This window comes from Monoglobus pectinilyticus (assembly GCF_002874775.1).
In the GTDB taxonomy this organism is placed as follows: Bacteria; Bacillota; Clostridia; order Monoglobales; family Monoglobaceae; genus Monoglobus; species Monoglobus pectinilyticus.
This window is the reverse complement of the sequence record NZ_CP020991.1, coordinates 2055232-2080389: the sequence shown is the minus strand read 5'-3', so window position 1 is coordinate 2080389 and position 25158 is coordinate 2055232. Positions and strand designations below refer to the sequence as shown.

Sequence of the window (25158 nt, the reverse complement as noted above, 5' to 3'; positions counted from 1 at the left end):
ATTAGTTAGCTAATACTAACCATACGGTATAAAATATAGTTAGCTCGCGCTAACCTCTATAAAAAGTATATCATCGCTCCATAAACCTGTCAAGCAAATTCTAATAAAAAAGTGTTTTTTTGGCTATTTGCATAATTTTGTTAAAAATAAAAGGCAAAACATAGTTAGTGTTTGCTAACTATATATAATCACCCAACAATTAATATATATATCTATAAGGCATATTATCCGATGGTTTCTGAACTATACATTTAAATATAAGATAATCTCATTACGATACCATAAAAATAAATCCAATTTAAAAGGTCATACTTGTCTCCTCAATTCAATATACTTATATATACTCAAACGGAAAGGAGGAAATAATATAACCGCACGGTTATATTATAAATATAGTATGAGAGAAGAACTGAGGAGAAGAGGTTCTTTTTCCGAGCCAAACCGCAAGAACAATATAAAGAATGACCGTTTTGAATTAAGAATGAAACTTATATTAAAACAATCTATCGCCGTGGCGGTAATAATAATCGGCGGTATACTTATAAACAGGTCGGGATTCGAGTTTGGACGAAACTGTATATCCGCTCTTGGAAGAGCTGTAAGATATAATTTTGACTTTATTGGTCTCTGGAACAGCATTTGTGGATTTTTTTCAGAAATATGGCAATTCTGGAGTGAAATATTTTGAAGAAGTTAAAAAACATTTTTTCTGCTCTCCAAACGCACCTTTGGCTTATACCAATAGGCAGTCACCTTGCAGTAAGCCCGCTGTTTTTTTTACTGGCCGCCGCTTCAATCTTAGGCGGCTACGGAAACCTTTTCTTTATTGCATATATCTCCGCTTTTCTGCATGAATTGTCCCATGTGTTTTGCGGAAAAAAACTTGGCGTATCTATCGTCAGAATCGAAATTCTGCCATTTGGAATATGCGGAAAATTAAGCGCCGGGTTCATTAAAAATCCATACAAAGAAGCTGTAATCGCCGCAGCCGGACCTGCATTCAGCGGCGCACTGGCAGCACTGCTCTATATGCTAAACAAAAATCCAATGCTGTCTGTATACAGTGAAGCTATAGACTACGGTATAAAAATAAACCTGTCTCTTATGATACTTAACCTAGTGCCGGCTCTTCCGTTAGACGGCGGACGAATAGCAAAAGCTATTATATCAATAAATTTAGGAGCCGTTCGGGCCTCAAACTTAATGCTGAAAATCAGCAGAGTGCCAATAATCGGAATGCTGCTTGTTTCAGTATGGCTGCTCCTTACCAACGACTTCAATCTGTCGCTGATACTTATAGGCGCTTTTCTGCTGGGAAACTTGAGTATTGAACAAAAAAATATATCATTAATATCACTGAAAGAAATATTGTATTACAAAACACGGCTTAAAAGAACCGAATTTTGTCAGGTTACAAGGATGGCAGCCCATGAATCAGTTCCCGCAAGACTGTTCCTGCGGAAACTGGGCTGCTATAAATATCATATAATTGACGTCATAGATGACGATGGAAAAATAACAAAAACCGTAACGGAAGGACAGCTTTTAAACGCCCTTATAAGTAAGAGCATAAGGCTGTCAATGGGTGAAATATAGAAGGTTCTAGTCTCCGAAACAGATACCTAGTTCTCTGCCTGTTACAACCTCGTTGGAACCGGGGCTGACGCATTTCAGTTTTCCGGCAACCTCGCTCAGAGGAACCGGAACAATTTCATTATTCTGCAAAGCCACCATATAGCCATATTTATTTTCGGAAATGAGCTGAGCAGCGCTGGTTCCAATCCTGGTTGTAAAGACTCTGTCATACGGACAAGGGCTTCCTCCTCTTTGAAAATGCCCGGGAACACATACGCGGATTTCGTGATTAAACTTTTCTTTTATCTCATCCGCTACACGGTAAGCAATTGAAGGCTGTACCATCTCAGCCCTTCTCTGCTTAAATTCTTTCTTTTTCAGCGCGGCCTCCTCTTTCGATATGGCGCCTTCCGCCACGGCTATAATAGAAAACTTCTTGCCTGATTTTTCTCTTTTGTTAAGCTCGGCAACCACGCTGTCTATATCATAAGGAATTTCCGGCAGCAGAATAACGTCCGCTCCTCCGGCAAGACCGGCATAAAGAGTCAGCCAGCCCACTTTGTGTCCCATAACCTCAACGATAAACACTCTGCCATGAGACGTAGCTGTAGTATGAATCCTGTCTATAACATCCGTTATAACGTTAAGCGCACTATAGAAACCGAACGTCATATCTGTTCCCCAAATATCATTATCTATTGTCTTTGGAAGACCAATGATATTTAGACCTTCCTCGCTCAGTAAATTCGCAGTCTTATGAGTGCCGTTTCCGCCCAATACGACAAGACAGTTTAAACCCATTTTCATATAGGTATCTTTCATCTTCTGAACCTTGTCTACATTGTTCTCATCAACATCCCTCATTCTCTTAAACGGCTGACGCGATGTCCCTAAAATAGTTCCTCCAATTGTCAGAATCCCTGAAAAGTCGCGGGGTTCCATTTTTTTATACTCGCCCTCTATCAGACCATAATAACCGTCCTGAATTCCATAAATCTCAACATCGTTCTGGAATCGCTCATATAAGGCTTTTCCAACAGCGCGAATGGCAGAATTCAGCCCCTGGCAATCGCCTCCGCTTGTAAGAATCCCAATTCTTCTCATAATTATTCCTCCAATTTTCTGTTAAACAGATTTAATATCATTTTCACCAAAATTCATAGATTTACTCAAATACTTTTAGACCCTCTTTTTCACTGATATAAATCTCAGTTCGGTGTATATCATAACTTATTATATTTATTTCCGTCGCTAGATAGTCCGACAACGCCTTTACCGCAATTTCAGGTTTTAAGTTTTTTTGACCTCCGGCAGACAAAATTAGTTCCATTTGCAGTATACTGCCGTCACTGCTTTCTGAATGTTCCGAAATACTGTAATCAATTATGAAATCCATTAAATTTACAGGCTGTTCGCCTTTCTTTTTGGTCTTTTTCATAATCGTATATTCCGGCATATCAAAAAATCCCTTGACTTTTTCATCGGTTATGACCTTATCCGATATAATTTTAACCTGATACTTTGCGGAAACTATATCATTAGCGCTGTCTTTTATGTCTCCCACATTTAATATCCGCATATCAGGCGGCAGATTATTATTGAGGCGCTCCATTATTTCACTGTCTTTTATTCCGTCTTCAAAATCAATGTCCACGAATTCACTGTCGCTTGTGACACCTATTGACAAAGGAAGTGAAAACGTTATCTTTTGATGAGGATTAAACCCGTTTGAGTATTTCACAGGAAGTTCCGCCCTCATAATTGAACGTGTAAAGCATCTCAGCAAATCCAAATGTGAAATATACTTAGCCATGTTTAACTTCGAAAATTTAAGACGTCTTTTACTCAAAACAGACACCTCCTCCAAAGCTGGCTGCTCCGCAGCCGCTGCACTTTTCGCGGCAGGTTGGAGTTGTCTTCTCCTCATACGCCCTCTTATGCTCCTTTATCAAGAATGATTTCGGAACTCCGATATCAGCGTAATCCCATGGCAGAATTTCATCATATCCTATACGGCGTAAAGCGTAAAACTCAGGGTCGATTCCATTTATTCTAAAGGCTTCCATCCACTTGTCAAAATCAAAAAAGTCACTCCAGCCGTCAAACTTGCAGCCAAGTTTCTGCGCAGTTATCAAAACTTCTCCCAGCCTTCTGTCACCTTTGGCAAAGACGGCTTCAAGAAGACTGATATCACTGTTATGCCAGTTATAAACAATTTTCTTTGAACCAATATGTTCTTTTAAATATTTTGCCTTTTCCTCCATTTCGGAAATCTTATTCTGAGGTTCCCATTGGAACGGAGTGAAAGGCTTCGGAACAAAAAATGAGGTACTAATCGTAACGCTTACGCTTCTGCCTTTTCTCTCCTCAACCGGTATGGAGAAGAAGCCCTCGTCAATAACTTTTTTGCCCAGTTCGGCAATCCCTAATACATCTTCATATGTTTCAGTGGGCAGACCCAGCATAAAATACAGCTTGATTCTGTTATATCCGCCTCTGAACGCTATATTGGAGGTTCGTATTAAATCACTCTCCAAAACATTTTTATTGATAACATCCCTAAGTCTTTGCGTTCCCGCCTCAGGAGCAAAAGTCAATCCGCTCTTTTTAACCTTTTGAACTTTCTTCATAAGCTCCATAGAAAAATTGTCAACACGGAGGGACGGAAGCGAAAGATTGATACGCTTGTCCACTGTTATATCCAGCAGCTTATTTGTAAGCTCGTCCAAATCGGTATAATCGCTTGTACTGAGCGATGACATTGACATTTCTTCATATCCAGTGTTTTTTATGCACTCCCCGGCAGTCTCAACCAGCTTGTCAACACTTCTTTCGCGCACCGGTCGGTATATATACCCTGCCTGACAAAAACGGCACCCTCGTATACATCCCCGGAACAGCTCCAGCATTATTCTGTCATGCACGGTCTCCATAAAAGGCACGATAAGTTTTTTTGGAACATAAGTGTTATCCATATTGAGGATTATACGTTTTCTAACCTGTTTCGGTACCCCTTCACGGTTAGGTTCAAATCTTGAGATAGTGTTGTCATCATTATATTCTACGTCATAAAACTTTGGCACATATACTCCGCCCAAAGGTATTATTGACATAAGAAAATCATCACGGTCTGTACTTCCGCTGTTTTTCCATTCTTTATACACATCCATAATCTCGCTGTTAACTTCCTCACCCTCTCCGAGGATAAAAAAATCAACAAAATCCGAAAGCGGCTCCGCATGATACGCGCATGGTCCTCCGCAGCACACAAACGGGTCACCGGCTGTTCTTTCTGCCGTGCGCAGCGGCACTCCTGCGAGGTCAAGCATATTCACTATATTAGAATAGCTCATTTCATATTGAAGCGTAAATCCTATAAAATCAAAATTTTTCACCGGAACATAACTTTCCATCGAAAGCAGGGGTATTCCCTCTTTTCTCATCTCCTGCTCCATATCGTCCCACGGAGCAAACACACGCTCACAAACGGTATCCTCACGCTCATTCAGCATATGATAAAGAATCTTCATTCCCAAATGCGACATTCCAACCTCATAAACATCCGGGAAACAAAACGCAAAAGTCAGCATATCGTCCGACCACTTCTTATGCACGCTTCCAAATTCGTTTCCGATATATCTGGCCGGTTTCTGCACGCGCTTTAAACAACCTTCATATTTGATTTTATACTCGTCAGTAAATCTGCTCATAATTCCCCCTATTTTTTTAGCGAGCCTAAAAGACCGCGAACCAAAGAATTTACAGCGGTTCGTCCCGCGGAAGTCAAAATACTTTTAGCCACCTTTTCAATCTCATTATAACGCTTTTCTCTCTGTTTTTCTTCTCTTAGCTCAGCCTTGGCTTCTTTTATAGCTTCAGCTTTCATTTTAGCCTCTGTCTCTTCCTGCTGCCTGTTTATTTTCTCTTCCTGCGCCTTATTTTCAGCAATTTCACTCTTTTCCGCTTTGGCTGAAAGTATTTCATAAGCCGATTCCCTATCTATTACAGTATTATATTTTGCACCCATATCACTGGAAGCTATCATCTGAGCCATAATATTATTGTCAACAGGTCCCATCAAACTTTGAGGAGGCAGAATGTTAGCCCGCTCCACCATAGAAGGAACGCCTTTTTCATCAAGAAATGATATTAAAGCCTCGCCGGTTCCGCACTCGGTAACGGCCTGTTCAGTATCAAACTTCGGATTTGGTCTAAACGTTTGCGCAGCAGCTTTAACCGCTTTCTGCTCGCTTGGAGAATAGGCTCTGAGAGCGTGCTGTATTCTGTTTCCGAGCTGAGATAATACCGTATCGGGTATATCTATCGGATTCTGTGTTATAAAAAATATCCCAACGCCCTTAGAACGTATCAGCCTTACCACCTGCTCTATTTTTTCCAGCAGTTCTTTTGGGGCGTCTTTAAATAAAAGATGCGCCTCGTCAAAGAAAAACACTATTTTAGGCTTGTCCATATCTCCGGCTTCCGGTAGAATCTCATACAAGTCTGAAAGCATCCACAGCATGAACGCAGAGTATAAATCAGGCTGCAAAAACAGCTTTTCGCAATTTAATACATTAATATATCCTCTGCCGCTGCCGTCAGTTTTAAACCAATCCTTAACGTCCAGTCCCGGTTCCCCGAAAAGAGAGTTTCCTCCCTCCTCCTCAAGTTTGATTAAACTGCGCTGTATAGCACCGATACTTGCTGTCGTTATATTACCATAGGTATTTTTAAAATCTGACGCGTTGTCTCCAATATATTGAACCATAGACTTTAAATCTTTCAAATCTAACAATAAAAGTTTTTGGTCATCAGCAATCTTAAATATAATATGCAGAATTCCCTCCTGCACATCATTAAGCCCCAAAACTCTGGACAGCAAAAGCGGTCCCATTTCAGAAACAGTAGTACGTATCGGAGTACCTTTGTTCCCGAACACATCCCAATAATATGTAGGATATGACTGATACTTAAAACCCGCATCGCTCAATCCAAACTTTGCTATTAACCCCTGCATTCTTTCACTGTCAGCTCCCGGCTGGCTCATACCGGAATAAGTCTCCTTTTATATCTGCGAGAAAAACAGGCACTCCGGCATCGCTAAAAGATTCAGCCATCACCTTTAATGTAATCGTTTTCCCTGTACCGGTAGCTCCGGCAATCAAACCGTGACGATTTGCCATCTGCGGAAACAGAAAAATAGGGTTTTCATTTTTACCCATCCAAATTTTATTTTGATAATACATAGCTTATGTATATGACTAAACTCGTATTTAATCATACTCCCCTTTCTTTTATATTTTCATTGATTAACCCAATGCTGCCGCCGAACCGTAAGTATGGCGGCAGCAAATTATATTCATAAAACATTATAAAAGATTATGTTTTAATTCTTTCGTTTTATTATAACATATCTTTTTAAATAATAAAACCTAAATATTTATGTTTCGATAAATTTTACATACCTATAACGCTTTTATAACGCCGCAGGCTATTTTTTCCCCTGAGTTTCCACTGGGCTGGGAATGGAAGTCATCAGGCTTAAGATGGATAACCACAGTTCTGCCAATAATTTCGGTCGCAGTAAAACGGTTGGTTAAAAATGACATATACGCATACCCGTCGTTTTCAAATAAAGGCGGCAAATCTCCCGCATGGTACGGATGCGGACAATCCCCCGGATTATAGTGTCCCTTAGTGTTTGAAAACGGTTCCTGTCCATTGCTTCCGCAGTCTTCGCCCTCGTGTATATGAAAGCCGAAAACACCGGAATCACATCCTGTTTCTCCCGTAGGCAGACCATATATATCTGCCGTGACCAGCACGCCGTTCTTCTGCTGTCTGAATATTACGCGCCCTCTTATCCCCGGATAGTTTTCGCCGCCTGATATATCGGCAGCAGAATTTGGTTTATAATTTGCTTTGAACATTTTATATTGCACCTCCTGTTAAATGTATGCCAAATACATCAAAACCAGCACAATAATAATTAATATAGAAACAAAACAATTCTGACGGATATAATCCGTCAGAACCGTAAAATTATAATAAAACTTTTATCCGCTAATATTATTAATAAAATTATATACTTAATGAAGACATTTCACTTAAAACGAGCAGTTTGTATATATATTTACATTATTAATTTATATGCTTTAAAAAGCACAGCATAGAGACAATAATATTGATATATAAAACAAATCCCGGCTAATGCATCAGCATTAGCCGGGTAATAACAAAATCTGATTTTGCTTATTTCTTAGGTTTTATCTTCTGTGCACAATGCCCAGAACTTTATCTATCTTTGAGCGCCAAAACGACTTATCAACAATCAAGCTGAAAAATCTCAGCACCGGGTCGGCAACCAGCGCAAACACTGCCAATAACATTATGCACTGAACACTCATTGCTGTTATACCAAACAATGGTCTTAAGAAAATTACACAGCCTATCCAGCCTGCTATCATAGCGATAATCAAAAGCCAGTGCCGCCAGTTCATAGGTTTTGAAATACGATACAGTATCATAAACCCAACAACGGATATAAGCACTGTGCAGGCGGTTGAAACGCTTTCCTCATCTATATTAAACATACTGCAGAACACTACTAAAGCACTGACCACTAAAAAATCGGTTATACCGGCCGGAGCAGCCTTGGTAAAAACATTCGTTAAAAACCGTCCTTTTATCAAGCTCTTGTTTGGTTCCAGTGATAAGAAAAACGCAGGTATTCCAATCGTAAACATTGCCACCAGCGAAACCTGTGAGGGTTCCATGGGGTAACCATTCACCGCAATCATTGAAAACAATGAAAGCAGCAATGAAAATATATTTTTAACCAAAAACAAACTGGCTGTTCTCTCTATGTTGTTTACAACACGCCTTCCCTCTCCTACAACTGACGGCATTTTAGAAAAATCCGAGTCCACCAAAACAAGCTGAGACACCTGAGAAGCCGCTTCACTTCCGGATGCCATGGCTATACTGCAATTCGCCTCCTTGAGCGCCAAAACGTCATTGACGCCATCTCCCGTCATTCCAACCGTTTTTCCCTGAGCTTTGAGCGCTTTCACAAACTGTCTCTTCTGCTCGGGAACAACACGTCCAAATACGTTATATTTAAGACAGGCGTCATATATGTCCTGGTCAGTTGTAAGACTAGTCGCATCAACATACTTATCCGCTTCCTTAATTCCGGCCTCCTCCGCAACTCTGGACACTGTGACCGGATTATCACCGGATATAACTTTTACATCAACTCCTTGTTCAGCGAAATACTGAAAAGTCTCCTTTGCAGTTGAACGTATCGGATTCGAAAGCAGAACAAAACCCAAAAGCTCAACATTATCCGTTAAGGCTTTGCCTGTCATTTCTCCAAGATATTTAACAAACGCTAAAACTCTATAGCCTTCCTCAGAATATTCGTATACCTCCTCGGCATAATTGTCAAATTGCTCTCTGAGCACAAACTCAGGCGCACCCAAAACATAGTTCTGACCGCCCAAAATACATCCGCTGTACTTATACTGAGAAGAAAACGAAAACACTTTTTCAGGTTCAGCTTTTGTAGTCTTTGTAAAAAATTCCTTCATGGCTTCCATAGTAATATTATCGCTGCTCATAGCGGAAACCATATTGCTTAAAAGCGCAGTAATACAATCTAAGTCCTTTCCCTCTGCCGGCACCAAGCGGCTGACTTTCATAGTATTCTCGGTTATAGTCCCGGTCTTGTCCACACACAAAACGTCAACTCTTGCCAGAGTTTCAATACACTTCATATTTCGAACCAAAACTTTTTTTCTCGCAAGACGCATAATGCTTACAACCATTGCTACACTTGCCAAAAGATATAATCCCTCAGGTATCATACCTATCACGGCGGCTACCATTCCGGTTATACTATCGCTGAATGTCGCCCCCGCAAAAAACATCTGCTGAATAAACAAAGTCAGACCTATCGGAATAATTATAATGCCTACAATCTTAACAAGCTTATCCAAAGAGCGAATAAGCTCAGATTCTTCCTCACGCTTATCTTTTGTCGCCTTTAGCGTCAACTTAGAAACATAAGACTCTTTTCCGACTTTCAGAAGTCTGCCCCTGCATTCACCGGAAACCACAAAACTGCCTGACAGCAATTCATCTCCGGCTTTTTTCGCTATCTCCTCGGATTCTCCGGTGATAAGAGATTCATTAACCTGAACGTTTCCCGAGACCACCACTGCGTCAGCCGGTATCTGACACCCTGCCGAAAATATCACTAAATCATCAAGAACAAGGTTTTCTACGGGTATCGTTTCCTGCACACCGCCTCTTATTACGGTGGCTTTCGGGTCGCTTATTATTTTCAAACTGTCAAGCGCCTTTTTAGAGCGAAATTCCTGGGCTATTCCTATCACTGTATTAAAAAATATAACGCCCAAAAACGTCATATCCTTGAAAGAGCCTACAATAAGAAGCAATAGAGCTAAAATAACAAATATCAGATTAAAATAAGTAAATACGTTACTTTTAACAATCTCCCCATATGTTCTGGTAGATGAATCCACAGATTCATTCACCGCTCCCTTCCCCACTCTCTCCCTTACCTGCTGAGGACTCAGACCATTTTCTGAATCATACTCCTCATCTTTCCAGGCAGGATCAAATACATCGGAATTCTCCATACTAACCTCCAAAAAATATTTTCTGCAACCAATAAATATTATAATTATTAATGTAATTCAGTTCTCAAAATCATTAAAACGTTACACCCGTCCTACTAAAATTTCAAGCGTCTTATAAACCTCCTCAGGTTTTATCGGCTTTGATAAATGCGCATTCATCCCTGCATTAATTGAGTTCTCTATATCAGTATCAAACGCGTTTGCCGTCATAGCAATTATAGGCACTGTTTTTGCGTCGCTTCTGTTTAGACTCCGAATTTTTTCAGCAGCTTCAAGCCCATCCATATTCGGCATCCTTATATCCATCAAAACAGCGTCATAATAACCCGGTTTGGATTTTTTAAACATATCTACAGCAATCACTCCATCCTCTGCATGCTCAACAACCATTCCGCGTTTTTCCAAAAGCTTAACGGTTATCTCTGTATTTATCGGATGATCCTCCGCAAGCAAAACTCTTCTGCCGCTTAAATCACAAGTATTCTTTGAATCTCTTTTTAAATCAATAAATTCTCTTATTTCTTCCGCTCCCGGCTCTGAAACCGGTATCTCCACAGTAAAAGTGCTTCCTTGATTTATAACGCTTTCAACTTCTATGGTTCCGCCCATTAGGCTGACCAAATTTTTCGATATCGCCAGTCCTAATCCAGTACCTTCCTGAGACGAAGAAAATTTATTTTGTTCCTGCTCAAACGGATTAAAAACACGGCTCAAAAAGTCTTTGCTCATACCCACGCCGTAATCACGGATAATAAACTTATTATATTCCTTACCGCCTCTATTCAAAGATAACGCGGTAAATTCTATCCTGCCGCCGTTATCAGAAAATTTTATAGCGTTGTTTAAGAGATTTATTAATATTTGCTGTGTACGCATAACATCAATTTTTGCATATTTTCTTTTAAATTCTGACCTGTCAAACACAAAGTCAATATTCTTTGCCTGATATAATGGTTTTATAATAGACATAATAGTAGAAAAAAACTTATCCAGCTCTGCTATTTCGGGATTCAGCTTAACTTTTTGACGTTCAATCCTGGACATATCTAAAATATCATTAATCAGTCCCAATAGATATTTCCCGGAATCATTTATCTTCTTAAAATACTCAGTCATTTCAGGATCTTTAGAATCCTCAGCGCCTAAACTTGCCAAACTTAAAACAGCATTCATCGGAGTTCTTATCTCATGGCTCATCCTTGATAAAAAGTCGCTCTTGGCAGCATTAGCTTGCTTTGCCTGTCTAAGTGCGTCTTGAAGCTGCCGGTTTTTTTCCTGTTCCTGATTAAAAACATCAGTTATATCGCTGCGTACAAAAACTATTATATCACACCGCTCATTCAGATAATAAATCCTATGTTTCACACGTCTCTTTTCATTAGGATTCCTCTTATTGTAAACCGAATGAATTATAGAAAACTCATCTTTGTTTATAAGCTCTTTTTTTATGTTTTCAACGTCGAAGGCTTTAAAACATTCCTCCTGTTCCTCCGGTGGAATCATAGCGGGTATATTTACCATATTGCTTTCCGTATAATCTCGTGGTTCAGTTCCTGGAAGAGCTACGGCGTCTTTTTTATAATTCAGCATTTTAACAATATTAGTTTTCAAATTTAAGTATGAAATAAAGTCTACTTCTTCCTCAATTGCGCTCTCAATAACTTCCTTTTTTAATATATCATCGGTTACATCATGAGTATAAACAAAAGCATAAATCTCCTTAGACCTGGGGTCTTCAGCCATACTGATATCCGCTGAATAATATTTAATTCTATCTTTCCCATCCGGCGGCGTAATGCAATAAACAACCTCATATTTTCTGCAATCATTATAATAATTATTGAGCATAGTCGTTTGATTAAACTCTTTTTTGCATATTTCTATGTCCTTATCTGACGCCATAAATTCATACATACCTGACACTGCGTCGCTTAATCTGCAATTCTGCTTAATTATATTGCGGTGACCGTTATTGGTAACCGCCTCAGCTATAGTATCCTTAGAAACATTATATGTAATACTGGATACAGAATCAGCCTCAAGGGCGCTCTTTCTTGCAAGCTCCTCTTCGAACCTTTTTTCAGCTTCTTTTTGCTTGGTAATATCTATAGCTGTGACAATAACTTTTGTCCGCTCTTCTCCTTTGCCCGGGATTGATGTAAAATTCAGCCTCTCCCAGCGGTAACCGTCTTTAAATTTATTCTTTATCTCACAGGTTCCTTCGGTTTTTCCAGCCTTAGCTTCATTATAAAAACGTTTTAAATCCTCAACGCTCTCGGGCGCGGTAATGTTCATTTCAATCCATGAGTCAGGATAATTTTCCATAATATTCTCCGCGTCAAAATCATTTTCAAACGGAGAAGTCCAGACAACGCAGCCTGTCTCCGGGAAATACTCCCATAATTTTATTTCTGAATGTCTTATTGCCTCATTCAGCATCTTTTCACTGAGTTCAAGATTTTTATATGCTTCATTAAGCTTAATACTGGCTTTCTTAGATTCATCAACATCTGAAAAAGAAACGTAAAAGACTTTTTTATCCCCGTCTTTTTCAGACAAGGTGCCGCGCATATTAATCCATTTTAAAACGCCCGGTTCGCTTGTCTCAACACGAACCGTACATTCTCCTATCTGTCCGCATTCATTTAAAGAAGCTATTTCACTTAAAATTTTCTTTTTGTCATCAGGATAAATATAGTTTAGACTATGATTTTTCTCAATACTCATAGAATCTTCCATATTCCGTCCCAGCATTTTATAATAGCCTTCATTGAGAAAAGACACCCTGAACTTGCCGTCTTCCATCTCGCATATTCCGGCGCCGCCCGGGAAATTATTAATCAGGTCATTACGCTTTTTATAAGCAAAAAAACTTTCTGTATCCTCGCTTATGTATTCAATATATGCAGGAATACCATTCCAATCTATGAGTCTGGCACTGTTGCAGTAATGCCTTGTCATATCCCTGTTAAACAATTCGCATACCAGCAGAGAGTTATAACTCAAATTTTCCTTCCGGCAGAACTCACAGCGTTCTCTGCGGCCAAAGAAAACCTCATAGCAATTTCTGCCTAAAATCTCACCGCTGTCACACAGTCCTAATCTATACATGGCGCTGTTGGCATAGAGTATTTCATCATTACTTACCGATGCTACAAAAACGCCGGTCGGAGAATCATCGATTATTTTCCGATACATTTTAGCTTCGTCCGAACCCTCCGAAAAAAGTGCGGCAAATACCGGATAACCGTTCTCCTCACGTATTCTAAACGCATTGAGGTGTATCCAAGTATGAACATTATTTTTCGTATTTAATCGAAAATTTATATTCATATTAGGATATTTATTATTTAACACTCTTTCATACATTCTCATAAACCGGGGCAAATCCCCCTTATATACACACTTTTCAATTAAGTCTCCGTCTGATACCCAATTGTCATATTCATCTTTGGTCATATCCAAAAGCTTTGGCACTCCGTCGCTGTAATACAAAGTTTCTATTCCGTCAGGCATAATCTTATACACAACAGTATTTACAAGACCGTTTAAAATCTTTTCATTTTCCATATTCTTATTAATTATTTTTTTCGTTTTAAGAAGTTTGTTTACTAGAAACACTAAACATATTAACAAGATTAAAATGACGCAGCACATCACCGTTATTAACATCAGGTTTTGGCTGTACAAATTCTGCCGCCCTGCGCCGTTAACCATTGCATAACAAAACGAACCGTTAAGCGGAAACAAAAATAAAACACTAAACATAAGTGCTTTTAGAATAACTTTTTTTATGGAACAAATTGACTTTTTCATTTGCCGTTCTCCAAAATTGCCGACAGGATATGCTTTAAAATATAACCATCAGCCTTTATTTTCTATCAAGCATTATACATTATTCAAACCTGAAAATCAAGGAATTTAATAAATGTTTCCAGTTCCTTAATAATTAAATCCAAACACTATTTATTTCTTATTTAGGTTTGGAATTATTTTATTTTTAATTTATATCTGAATTTTATCTATATTATATTTTCCTCTTGTCTTGATTTCCTGAATATGCTATAATCTTTTTTACATGTAGTTTAACGACCGGTTACAGTAACGTTACAAAAAATAATATTACCATATTTTTCATACCGAAATTTTTATTAATTGACAATATTTTAGTAGTTTCAATTAAAGTTGTATTACAAAAAGCAAATAGTTTTTATAGAAGTGCCGTTATATAACGCTTTATTGATGTTACAAAAAAGTCATGAAATAAGACAAAAAAAGCCATTGTATTTTTTTACAACATATGTTATTATACTATATGTTGTGTTAGTAAATTTACATTTAACGCAAAATGTTGTGATTCGAGAAAAATTCCCGAAATTTCAGTTTTAAGTAATAAAGCATTAGAGATTTAAATATATTGCCAAATACATATATTTAAACAACAATTTTACGTTACAGTTTTTCCGCACAAAAAGGTTTACCGGACTTAAATCCGCACAATAGTATAATTTAGGAGTGTTTTGTATGATTAAAATTATTAAGAAAGACGGAACAGAAGAAGATTACAACGTAAAGAAAGTAGTTGTCGCAGTAAAAAAATCAGCTAACCGCGCCTTAGTTGAGTTTACTGATGAAGACATACACAAAATTTGTGCCTTCGTAGACAGCAGGGTTCTTAATATGCAAAAGGATAAAATCCATATCGCCGAAATGCACAACATAGTTGAGGGCGCGCTTGATATGGTCAATCCTGTGGTAGCCAAAAGCTACAGAGACTACAGAAACTACAAACAGGATTTTGTTCACATGCTGGACGAAGTCTATCAAAAGAGTCAGGCAATTATGTACATAGGAGACAAAGAAAATTCAAACTCGGATTCAGCTTTAGTTTCCACCAAACGCTCACTCATTTTTAACCAGCTCAACAAAGAACTTTATCAAAAGTTCTTTATGACTGTTGAGGAACTCCAGGCTTGCCGCGACGGCTATATTTACGTACACGATATGTCCGCAAGGCGAGACACTATGAACTGTTGTCTGTTTGATGTTAAAACTGTTTTAAGCGGCGGTTTTGAAATGGGCAACCTTTGGTATAACGAACCCAAAACTTTAGCGGTTGCTTTTGATGTTATAGGCGACATTGTATTGTCAGCAGCAAGTCAGCAATACGGAGGTTTTACAGTTCCTGAAGTAGACAAACTTTTGGCTCCGTATGCTGAAAAAACATATGCCCAAAATAAAGCCCGCTATTTAGAAATGGGTTTGTCTGAGGAAACAGCTGAACGTGAAACTATAAAAGATGTGCAGAGAGACTATGAACAGGGCTTTCAGGGCTGGGAATATAAATTTAACACTGTTGCCTCCAGCCGCGGCGATTATCCGTTTATAACGGTCACCGCAGGTCTCGGAACAAAACGCTTTGAAAAAATGGCAACCATCTCACTCTTAAAAGTTCACAAGAACGGTCAGGGTAAAAAGGAATGCAAGAAACCTGTATTATTCCCTAAAATCGTATTTCTTTATGATGAGAATCTTCACGGACCGGGCAAAGAGCTTGAAGACGTGTTCAAGGCCGGAGTTGAATGCTCCGCTAAAACTATGTATCCTGATTGGCTGTCTCTTACAGGCGATGGATATGTTGCCGGTATATACAAGAAATATAACAAAGTCGTATCTCCTATGGGATGCCGTGCTTTCTTGTCACCGTGGTACGAAAAAGGCGGCATGAATCCCGCTGACGATAATGATAAACCGGTATATGTAGGAAGATTTAACGTAGGCGCAGTAAGCTTAAACCTTCCAATGATATACGCTAAGGCCGAAAAAGAGAACAAAGATTTCTATGAGGTCCTTGACTATTATTTGGAGCTTATAAGAAAGTTACATATACGCACTTATGAATATCTAGGAGAAATGCGGGCTTCCACCAATCCTCTCGCTTATTGTGAAGGCGGATTTTACGGAGGACATTTGGGTATTCACGACAAGATAAAGCCGCTGTTAAAGACGGCTACCGCCTCTTTTGGAATAACTGCTCTAAATGAACTGCAGCAGCTTCACAATAAAAAATCTTTGGTTGAAGACGGACAGTTTGCTATAGAAGTCATGGAACACATTAATAAAAAGGTAGCTCAGTTTAAAGAAGAAGACGGAAACCTTTATGCACTTTACGGAACGCCCGCTGAAAACTTGTGCGGTCTGCAGGTAAAACAATTCAGGAAAAAGTATGGCATAATAGAAAACGTTTCCGACCGGGAATATGTCAGCAACAGTTTTCACTGTCATGTTTCAGAAGATATTTCTCCTATCAGAAAACAAGATTTGGAAAAAAGATTTTGGGACCTTATGAACGGCGGAAAAATTCAATATGTAAAATATCCTATTGACTATAATAAAAAAGCAATAGAGACATTGATTCACCGGGCTATGGATATGGGCTTTTATGAAGGAGTTAATCTCTCGTTGGCATACTGCGACGACTGCGGTCACAGCGAGCTTGAAATGGACGTATGTCCTAAGTGCGGAAGCAAAAACCTCACTAAAATCGACCGTATGAACGGATATTTGTCATATTCGCGCGTTAAGGGAGACACCCGGCTTAACGATGCGAAAATGGCTGAAATTAAAGACAGGAGAAGTATGTAAGATATGCGATATCATAATATAACCAAAGACGACATGCTGAATGGAGACGGTCTGAGAGTGGTGTTATGGGTAGCAGGCTGTGAGCACAAATGCGAAGGCTGTCATAACCCAATAACCTGGGATCCTGACGGAGGACTGCCTTTCGGAGAAGATGAAAAGTCAGAAATTTTTACAGAACTTGACAAACCACATATATCCGGTATAACATTTACAGGCGGTGATCCATTATATCAATCTAATATAAATGGGGTTGAAACGCTGGCAAAAGAAATAAAAGAAAAATATCCGGACAAAACTATTTGGCTCTACACCGGATACAATTGGGAAGACATAAAAGACTTGACGGTTATAAGATACATAGATATACTTATTGACGGAAAATTTGTGAAAGACAAACTGGATCCAAAACTACATTGGCGCGGAAGCACCAACCAAAGAGTTATAGATGTTAAACAAAGCCGCGATGATATAGTTTTGTATACAAAAGCATAAAATCAACATAAAGGAGACGATTATGACAGGTATAGCAAAATTTGAAAAAGTCAGTATAGAACAGTTTACCGAAGGATGGAATAACTGCTTCGGCAGTACTGATATAGATAAAATTAAAAAAACTTATGAAAGTATAAAACTCCCAAAACGCGCAACAGCAGGAAGTGCCGGTTATGATTTTTATTCGACTTTGGATTTTGAACTAAAGCCAAATGAAACAATAATGATACCTACCGGAATAAGAACAAAAATAGACAACAGCTGGGTCTTATGCCTTTACCCCAGAAGCGGGCTTGGTTTTAAATTTAGACTTCAGCTAAATAATACTGTCGGAATAATTGACAGCGACTACTATAATTCTGATAACGAGGGTCATATCTTTATAAAAATAACAAACGACACAAATACAGGAAAAACTGTTTCGCTAAAACAGGGGGACGCTTTCGCACAGGGTATATTTGTTCAATACGGCATCACCGTTGACGATGATGCGACAGGTGTAAGAAACGGCGGCTTTGGAAGCACCGGAAAATAAAATTCAGGAGACAAACAAAAACAAGTTATTATGAAATCCAATACAAAAGAATTTATAGAAAACAGATACTCTCAAGGTGTGAGAGATGGAATACCGATAGGTTTAGGATACCTGTCGGTATCCTTTACGTTCGGGATAATGGCGGCAATGGGAGGACTTCCTGTGTGGGCGGCGCTTCTTATTTCAATGACAAATCTTACCTCTGCAGGACAATTTGCCGGGCTTTCCCTTATGCTTGGCGGAGCTTCTTATCTCGAAGTTGCAATGACGCAGGTTGTAATCAATATGAGATACGCTCTTATGTCAGTCTCGGTATCTCAAAAGCTATTCGGCGGCATCGGAGGATTAAACCGTATGGGAATAGCTTTTGGCATAACTGATGAAATTTTTGCAGTATCCACAACTAAGCCGGCTCAATTGGGACCCAAATATATGTACGGACTTATGACAATACCATATATAGGCTGGGCTCTAGGAACACTTGTTGGAGCAGCCGCCGGTATGCTTCTGCCTGAATCAATCAGAAGCGCGCTTGGTATCGCCATATACGGAATGTTTATAGCCATTGTTGTTCCTCCGGCAAAAGATAATAAGGCTGTTTTATATGTATTATTTGGAGCTGTGCTTCTCAGCTCGTGCTTTAAGTGGTTTCCTGTTCTTAATATGGTATCGAATGGTTTTGTAATAATAATCTGTGCACTTGTATGTGCCGGTCTGGGCGCTTATTTCGCCCCAATTGATACAGATGAAACTAATGGGAAGGATGGCATCGATGGACAACCTTAAAATTTTAATATATATAGCTGTTATGGCCGTTCCTACTTACTTAATACGAATGATACCATTAACAATAATAAGAAAAAAGATTAAAAACCGTTTTCTGTTATCCTTTCTTTTTTATATGCCATATGCAGTTTTAGGCGCCATGATATTCCCGGCTATACTCTATTCAACCTCTAGCATATATTCTGCTGTTATAGGCTTTGCAGCAGCAATAGCGCTATCATATATGCAAAAGAGCCTAATAACTGTTGCCTTATTATCAAGCCTAGCAGTGTTTATAACCGAAGCTGTAATTATGTAGAAAAAAAGTCATATAAAAATTAAAAAAATTTTAAAAAAAGTGTTGACAAACCTTTCTAGTATATGGTATACTTATCAAGTCGCGACGTGATAGGTTTGTCCTAAAAGTCGTATAATACGGAGAGGTGTCCGAGCGGTTTAAGGAGCTAGTCTTGAAAACTAGTGATGCGAAAGCACCCAGAGTTCGAATCTCTGCCTCTCCGCCATTCCTTTTTATAAAGGCGCTATGGCACAGGATAAACTTCTGTGTCGTTTTTTTCAAATTTAATACAGAGCGGTTTAGTTAAAATTAACTGCAGCGAATTCGGAGATGTACTCAAGTTGGCTGAAGAGGTGCCCCTGCTAAGGGTATAGGTCGTTAACGCGGCGCGAGAGTTCAAATCTCTCCATCTCCGCCAAAAAAACCATTGCTTAAAGCAATGGTTTTTTATTATTTAATCCAATATGATTCTCATCCATAAAACTAATAAATTATTTAATAAACTTTATAAAAAAAGCTTCTGTCAAATTTAATTATAAATAATCATTTTTCTAATTCTAATTATATACCAACTTTACAATCTATAATAATATAAATATTAGTATGATAAAGGCATTGATATTGGTATTATCTCATCAGTATTTTTCCATAAAAATGCTTTCAGTGATATATTTGGTTCTTCACTATTTATATAATCCATAAAATCATAAGTTCCTGTTCCGTTAATCTCTTTCATATCAGTCTTTAACAAAATGTCAGAACCATTGTATAAAGCTAAGATAAGTTTTGCCTCTCCTTCGCCCTCTACTGATACCTCAACGTTATTTGCATTTCTATTAATACTAACTATTGAATACTTAAAATCATCAACTTCCGGATAAACCAATTGCTCAAACGATAAAGTAACATCTTTTATCGTATATACTTCTTGTGTTCCCAAATTATTATACGCAATAAGGTTAAGCTTTGATCTATCTGCGTCAGCCGGAAAACCTGTAAAAATAAAGTCACTAGAACCAACAGACGATTTTGTTCCTTGTGTAATTGTTTGATTCTCATAATCAATTAGAAGCGAGATTTGATATTCTATAGTTCCATCTTGAAACTTTCCGCCAATATTTAATTTTTGGTGCCCTTCTATATCCTTAGAACCGCTGCAGTTAGCCAAAGTTCCATCAATCATATCAAGCTGATTCCATCTTTTGTATATTCTCAAACGTGTATATCTCGAACTGTCCGAACTTGCCTGATACTCAACAGGAATATCTCCTCCCAGTATATCTATAAATGCAGTATTACTAATGTTTTCCGGAGATACTACAACCGTGTAATTTAATCTTATCGTCTTTGAATTTTTAAAATCCTGACGTTCTTTATCAGTCATTTTTTCAAGAAAATCAATTACTGTAATATTATCAGTTGGACTAATGCTTTCACACGCTTTAATATTTGTATACACCATTTGTGCAGCTAATACATTTAAACTCGTTTCATTATCAGGAATAATATTAACTTCTTGTGACGACTCCTTTACTCTCATAACATCACTCATAGGCGTAAATTTTACTATATAATCTCCGTTCGGGATACCACTTATAGATTCACTGTATATATTAACATTTGAAGGAACAGATACAGAAGAACTCTTTACTAAAGCGCCCTTTTTATAGAACTTTATAACAAAAGTTTCGTCATCTTTATATTTATTGTCAAGATAAAAATTACACTTAACACTTCCGGAACCATCGGTATTAATATAAGGACTGATATTAAATTTTACAGTTGATGTTAAACTATATCCGGTAATTTCATTATAGGCTGTTACCTTTACACTTGACTCAACACTTGCTTCTCCATACGCGGGCCTAATAACAGTAATGGCTCCTCCATCATTCACATATGAATATTTGTCGTTGGTATTTGTCTTCCATTCAAACTTATACCCATCCACAGTTGGCAGTGGAATTGTATCAGATTTTCCATCGTCTTCAAACTTTAAAGATTTTATTGTCTCCTCAATCTCCTGGTAATATGGTTCAGCGTCTACAACCTCTATATCTATTTTCTTTTTAAGACCGCTTGCAGATTGAACCGTCACCTGTGCTTTACCTATTTTGACACCTACCATTTTTCCAAATTTATTTACTGTAACAATAGAATCATCATCTGAAACATATATTAAATCATCATCAGATTCTGATGGTAATATTTGGGCATTTATATATTCCGCTCTATTTTCACCTATTTCATACTTGTCTTTAGCAGTCAATATTTCATTTGCAGGAACATCAGAAATTGACGGCTTTACAGTAACAGCAAATGTTTTTTCACAGCTTCCGCTCTGAGAAAAAGCCGTAATTGTCACAGACCCTACAGCTCTTGCACGCATAATTCCTCTATGTACAGTAACTATACTATCATCTGATGACTTCCATAACAATACATCATTTGTTTCTGCAGGCTCAGTATTAAAATTTAGATTTTTAACCTCACCGTATTCCAGTGTTAAACTATCAGGCAGTCCGCTTATATCAGTTATTTTATTAATTTGAGGATTTTCAATTATATCTGTCAGATTTACATCATTTAAATTCAACTCGGAAGGCTCAATATAATGTCCCCTCATCATACTATCGGTAATATTCTTCCATATCGGTTTATTATTGACTCTGTCCCATATAGAAAAGTCTCCTCCTGTTCCATTGTCCCACACACAAGGAACAGCACCACAAACTTTGCTTCCTTTCGTTACTATTTCATCATAGTATCCTCGCTGTATATCATTTGCCCCCGAAGGATTACCTTGAAACTCGTGATATCTATTTCCATATTCAGCTAATATAATCGGATAATCAGAAAACTTTTTACATATTTTTTTCAAAACATTAATAACTTCATAAGCTTCATCATATTTCCAAGATACAGCAGTATTGTTTTTATAAATATGGGTTGTAAACATCAATCTATTATCAATATTATATGTATCTTCAGGCATAATGAAATTATCCTCAGTTCCCCCATTTGCATAATGGGATGCAACCGACAAATAGCGATAAAGATTGTTTGATCCGGTTGAGCGAACCACATTTACAAAGATTTGATTTAAGTTAACAATTATAGGTATATCATAGGCTTTAGCCTGACTGGAATTTTTCATATCCCCTTCCATACATGTCAGTTCATTTATTGACTCAAAGATTAAATGCTCATCATAGTTTTTAAAATATGAAGCAATACTTCTCCACGTTCCTTCAAATTTTTCATATACACTATCTATGTCGTCTGCCGCAACGCGAAGCCATCCGTATTGTTCAGCGCCGTCATGATGTATATTTATTATTGCATACATATCCAAATCAATACAGTAGTCAACTATATCCTGAACTCTTGAAATCCAATCCGGATTTATAGAATACCCATCTTCATCATCAATCATTGTTCCCCACGTAATCGGAATACGAATTGTATTAAAACCAGCATCATGAATAGATTTAATCATTTCTTTAGTAGTCACATTGGGTTGCCAGCCTGTTTCGCACGGAATCATATATCCGTCGCTCCAATCGTTGCTCGTTCCATCCATAGTGTTTCCAAGATTCCAGCCTACTCCCATTTCATTCACAACTTCATTCTTATCTAATAAACGAAAACTTAATGGATCTTCAGGCTCATCAGACTGCACAAATTTTAATCTTGATTTCTCTTTTTCCAGACTTCCTCTTGCTGTAGTCATGTCCACTTCAGAAGCTCCGGAATTATTATATATCTTCCATGCGTTTTCTAACGCTTCATTAAACACATCCCATGTTTCATTTATATATTTACTTTGATCCATACTGCTGCAGTAATCTAAAGATAGTTTCAATAATTCTCTTGCTGAAAGCTTACTGGGATATTCTGCGCAAACAGGCGTAACCGCTAATGCCATCACCATACACATTACTGCTAAAACACAAAACAATCTTCTTATCATCTTAAATTCTCCTTTCAATTTAAAAATTAATTTTTAGATGATTTCAACCGGTTTATCTAAAGTCAATATAACATATCCGTATTTTATTAACAAGACAAAAAAGGAGCAGTTTCAGACAAAGATTGTCAACTTTTTATTTAACCATTTGTATTCAATTTTTGTCTTATTCATCTCTGTTTTTGTCTTGTTTTAATCTTTCTTGTGTGTTAAAATTAAAATAAAGAATATTTAAAGGCGGTGTTATAATGTCAAACGAGCCATATTATGAACTCAATACAAAAGATATTCGTATTATTCATAACAAACGCGAAGTTAAATTTCTGCCTCATATCCATAATTCAGTTGAAATAATATACTTATTCAGCGGTATACAACATTTAATTATAAACGAACAGACATATATTTTAAATACCGGAGAAGCTGTACTCATACCTCCTGGATATGTGCACAGCTGCTTTCGAATAGATTCTGAGGAAAACAACAAATATAATAAAAACGCCGAATTTGTTAGTATCATTTTTAAATCACAGCGTATACAAGAATTTAAAGAGTTTTTCGATAACTACACCTTTAATCAATACAAAATATATAAAAATCAAATAGATGATTTCATGTCACAAATTTTCAAATACATGATAGAAGATTTTTCTGAAATTCGTCAGTTTTTCTACTGTACAATAGCAGTAAAAAAACTCATTAATCAACTTGAGCCAATCCCAATTAATAATAATAATATAAAAATCAGCAATGAATATAAAATAATATCATATATCGAGGAACACTACCGTGAAAATATAACTCTTGACACACTATCAAAAGAATTATATATTAATAAATTCACTGTTTCTAAAATTTTTTCTGAGCAAATCGGAGTTAATTTCAGAACTTACCTAGGCATAATAAGAAGCAATATTGCTGCAAAATTAATCCGAAGTACCAACGACTCACTCGAAAACATCAGTACCATGTCTGGTTTTAGCAGTGTACGCACCTTTGACCGAACATTTTATAATAATTTCAGAATAACTCCCAGAGAATACCGTAAAAAACTGATTATAAAATAATATAAAATATTGTATTTATAATATGGGGTGTAAAATATGAATTCAGATTTTAAACTTATAAACGGTCTTAACATTTATAAATTAAATAACTCTATAAATACTAAAGGACATATTCATGAACAGCTTGAAATTTGTCAAGTCATTGAGGGTAGTCAAAAAATTAAAATTAAAGACAATGAATATATTCTTAATACAGGTGATACAGCTATAATATTTCCGGAATACCTTCATAGTTATTCTACATGCGATAACATAAAATCAAAAATTTTAATTTTAAAATATGAACCCGAGATATATAAACAAGTTTGTCCAAATATACATATACTGAAACAAAAAAACTATAAAATTTCCCAAAATACAGCCGGTGATAAATCAAAGATGATATTTAACCAAATCTTAACACAGACAGATAATATTATATTATTAAGCTGCAGTATGATATTGTTATCCGACTTAATAGAAAGTATAGATTTGGTTCAAACAAATAAACTGGGTTCTCTTAATCTAACGTGCAAAATATTAAAATATATAGAAACAAGTTTTAATAACGACATTACTCTCAAAGATATATCTCATAAATTTGGTGTAAATCCTCATATAATAACAAATATATTTTCTGATAAACTAAACACTAGCTTTAACATTTATATTGGTATGCTTAGATCTGAACATGCCGCAAAGTTAATTCGCTCAACACAACTGCCTCTTACTGTTATCGGTGAATTGTCGGGTTTCGGAAGCTCCCGCACATTTAACAGAGTATTCAAGAAAAATTTCAATATAACACCAAAAGAATATCGCACTCTACATAAAAAAACGTCAGCTATGTAAACAGCCTTAATTTGTACAGTCCGTACAGATTAGGGCTGTTTTGCCGCTATTTTATTTTCCTCTGCAATAAAATTAATTAAAAATCAGAATTAAATAATATCTTGCTTTTATATTTAATACGTGTTATAATAAACGTTAACAAAATATGGTGCAGCTATTACATATACATAAAATTGTTATTTAGGCACAAAAATTTAAAATTGTTTTAGAAACTTGTATATATATAAATTATATAACAAGTTGGTTTGTGTTGTATTTTTTTAATTAATAAAATATTACCATATGTACAATCAAAATAACAAGGGAGATATTTT

General features: G+C 37.1%; 16 protein-coding genes, 2 tRNA genes and 1 pseudogene. 11 read left to right on the top strand and 8 right to left on the bottom strand.

The genetic code is table 11. The features are described 5' to 3' along the window. Nucleotides 1–397: 397 nt before the first annotated feature. Together B9O19_RS08635 and B9O19_RS08630 are read left to right on the top strand one after the other, a co-directional pair. On the top strand, nt 398–688 hold the full coding sequence (locus tag B9O19_RS08635) for a hypothetical protein (RefSeq protein ID WP_102366038.1): 291 nt from the start codon (nt 398–400) through the stop codon (nt 686–688). Next, entirely contained in the window at nt 685–1596 is a 912-nt protein-coding gene (locus B9O19_RS08630; RefSeq protein WP_102366037.1) for a site-2 protease family protein, read from the top strand. The genes B9O19_RS08635 and B9O19_RS08630 overlap by 4 nt, the downstream gene beginning before the upstream one ends. 6 nt (nt 1597–1602) lie before the next feature. Here the strand turns inward: B9O19_RS08630 and B9O19_RS08625 are convergent, their stop codons facing one another. The 7 genes and pseudogenes from B9O19_RS08625 to B9O19_RS08595 form a co-directional block, all read right to left on the bottom strand. Continuing rightward, nucleotides 1603–2679: a 6-phosphofructokinase gene (locus tag B9O19_RS08625; RefSeq protein ID WP_102366036.1), complete on the bottom strand. Its 1077-nt coding sequence runs from the start codon at nt 2677–2679 to the stop codon at nt 1603–1605. Nucleotides 2680–2740: 61 nt separating this feature from the next. After that, nucleotides 2741–3424 (bottom strand): TIGR03936 family radical SAM-associated protein, encoded by a 684-nt coding sequence (locus B9O19_RS08620; protein ID WP_158648963.1) that lies wholly within the window; start codon nt 3422–3424, stop codon nt 2741–2743. Beyond that, entirely contained in the window at nt 3417–5285 is a 1869-nt protein-coding gene (locus tag B9O19_RS08615) for a TIGR03960 family B12-binding radical SAM protein (protein WP_102366034.1), read from the bottom strand. The genes B9O19_RS08620 and B9O19_RS08615 overlap by 8 nt, the downstream gene beginning before the upstream one ends. Nucleotides 5286–5293: 8 nt before the next feature. Further along, nucleotides 5294–6821 (bottom strand): annotated as a pseudogene (locus B9O19_RS08610) (helicase HerA-like domain-containing protein). Nucleotides 6822–7040: 219 nt separating this feature from the next. After that, nucleotides 7041–7505, bottom strand: coding sequence for a superoxide dismutase family protein (locus B9O19_RS08605; RefSeq protein ID WP_102366033.1), 465 nt, complete (start codon nt 7503–7505; stop codon nt 7041–7043). Between the two features lie 336 nt (nt 7506–7841). Next, the gene (locus tag B9O19_RS08600) at nt 7842–10241 is read right to left on the bottom strand and encodes an HAD-IC family P-type ATPase (protein ID WP_102366032.1); all 2400 of its coding nucleotides are present in this window, start codon (nt 10239–10241) and stop codon (nt 7842–7844) included. An 81-nt stretch (nt 10242–10322) separates the two neighbouring features. Further along, entirely contained in the window at nt 10323–14057 is a 3735-nt protein-coding gene (locus B9O19_RS08595) for a response regulator (RefSeq protein ID WP_102366031.1), read from the bottom strand. A gap of 708 nt (nt 14058–14765) precedes the next feature. On the opposite strand from B9O19_RS08595, the gene nrdD reads away from it, so the two are divergent. The 7 genes from nrdD to B9O19_RS08560 all read left to right on the top strand — a co-directional run bounded on the left by nrdD (nt 14766) and on the right by B9O19_RS08560 (nt 19394). After that, complete coding sequence (nrdD, locus tag B9O19_RS08590) at nt 14766–16886, top strand: anaerobic ribonucleoside-triphosphate reductase (RefSeq protein ID WP_102366030.1); 2121 nt, start codon at nt 14766–14768, stop codon at nt 16884–16886. Between the two features lie 3 nt (nt 16887–16889). After that, nucleotides 16890–17378, top strand: coding sequence for an anaerobic ribonucleoside-triphosphate reductase activating protein (nrdG, locus tag B9O19_RS08585; protein ID WP_102366029.1), 489 nt, complete (start codon nt 16890–16892; stop codon nt 17376–17378). 22 nt (nt 17379–17400) lie between these two features. Next, a complete protein-coding gene (dut, locus tag B9O19_RS08580; protein WP_102366028.1) occupies nt 17401–17913 on the top strand; it encodes a dUTP diphosphatase in 513 nt (170 codons plus the stop codon). A 30-nt stretch (nt 17914–17943) separates the two neighbouring features. Then, entirely contained in the window at nt 17944–18699 is a 756-nt protein-coding gene (locus B9O19_RS08575) for an AzlC family ABC transporter permease (RefSeq protein WP_102366027.1), read from the top strand. Next, the gene (locus B9O19_RS08570) at nt 18686–18997 is read left to right on the top strand and encodes an AzlD domain-containing protein (protein WP_102366026.1); all 312 of its coding nucleotides are present in this window, start codon (nt 18686–18688) and stop codon (nt 18995–18997) included. The genes B9O19_RS08575 and B9O19_RS08570 overlap by 14 nt, the downstream gene beginning before the upstream one ends. 118 nt (nt 18998–19115) lie before the next feature. Next, nucleotides 19116–19202, top strand: a tRNA-Ser gene (locus B9O19_RS08565). Nucleotides 19203–19302: 100 nt separating this feature from the next. Beyond that, nucleotides 19303–19394, top strand: a tRNA-Ser gene (locus B9O19_RS08560). A gap of 180 nt (nt 19395–19574) precedes the next feature. Here the strand turns inward: B9O19_RS08560 and B9O19_RS08555 are convergent. Continuing rightward, complete coding sequence (locus B9O19_RS08555; protein WP_102366025.1) at nt 19575–22949, bottom strand: cellulase family glycosylhydrolase; 3375 nt, start codon at nt 22947–22949, stop codon at nt 19575–19577. A 245-nt stretch (nt 22950–23194) separates the two neighbouring features. Here B9O19_RS08555 and B9O19_RS08550 point away from each other — a divergent pair, with 245 nt between their 5' ends. Both B9O19_RS08550 and B9O19_RS08545 read left to right on the top strand, forming a co-directional pair. Continuing rightward, entirely contained in the window at nt 23195–24013 is an 819-nt protein-coding gene (locus tag B9O19_RS08550) for an AraC family transcriptional regulator (protein WP_102366024.1), read from the top strand. A 36-nt stretch (nt 24014–24049) separates the two neighbouring features. Continuing rightward, complete coding sequence (locus B9O19_RS08545; RefSeq protein ID WP_102366023.1) at nt 24050–24844, top strand: AraC family transcriptional regulator; 795 nt, start codon at nt 24050–24052, stop codon at nt 24842–24844. The last annotated feature ends 314 nt before the right edge of the window (nt 24845–25158 follow it).

Excerpts from the sequence above, each read along its gene's own strand:
- B9O19_RS08625 (WP_102366036.1), bottom strand. The coding sequence starts at position 2,679 with ATGAGAAGAATTGGGATTCTTACAAGCGGAGGCGATTGCCAGGGGCTG.
- B9O19_RS08550 (WP_102366024.1), top strand. The coding sequence starts at position 23,195 with ATGTCAAACGAGCCATATTATGAACTCAATACAAAAGATATTCGTATT.
- B9O19_RS08570 (WP_102366026.1), top strand. The coding sequence starts at position 18,686 with ATGGACAACCTTAAAATTTTAATATATATAGCTGTTATGGCCGTTCCT.
- B9O19_RS08575 (WP_102366027.1), top strand. The coding sequence starts at position 17,944 with ATGAAATCCAATACAAAAGAATTTATAGAAAACAGATACTCTCAAGGT.
- nrdD (WP_102366030.1), top strand. The coding sequence starts at position 14,766 with ATGATTAAAATTATTAAGAAAGACGGAACAGAAGAAGATTACAACGTA.
- B9O19_RS08615 (WP_102366034.1), bottom strand. The coding sequence starts at position 5,285 with ATGAGCAGATTTACTGACGAGTATAAAATCAAATATGAAGGTTGTTTA.
- B9O19_RS08545 (WP_102366023.1), top strand. The coding sequence starts at position 24,050 with ATGAATTCAGATTTTAAACTTATAAACGGTCTTAACATTTATAAATTA.
- B9O19_RS08600 (WP_102366032.1), bottom strand. The coding sequence starts at position 10,241 with ATGGAGAATTCCGATGTATTTGATCCTGCCTGGAAAGATGAGGAGTAT.
- B9O19_RS08635 (WP_102366038.1), top strand. The coding sequence starts at position 398 with ATGAGAGAAGAACTGAGGAGAAGAGGTTCTTTTTCCGAGCCAAACCGC.
- nrdG (WP_102366029.1), top strand. The coding sequence starts at position 16,890 with ATGCGATATCATAATATAACCAAAGACGACATGCTGAATGGAGACGGT.
- B9O19_RS08605 (WP_102366033.1), bottom strand. The coding sequence starts at position 7,505 with ATGTTCAAAGCAAATTATAAACCAAATTCTGCTGCCGATATATCAGGC.
- B9O19_RS08555 (WP_102366025.1), bottom strand. The coding sequence starts at position 22,949 with ATGATAAGAAGATTGTTTTGTGTTTTAGCAGTAATGTGTATGGTGATG.
- B9O19_RS08595 (WP_102366031.1), bottom strand. The coding sequence starts at position 14,057 with ATGAAAAAGTCAATTTGTTCCATAAAAAAAGTTATTCTAAAAGCACTT.
- dut (WP_102366028.1), top strand. The coding sequence starts at position 17,401 with ATGACAGGTATAGCAAAATTTGAAAAAGTCAGTATAGAACAGTTTACC.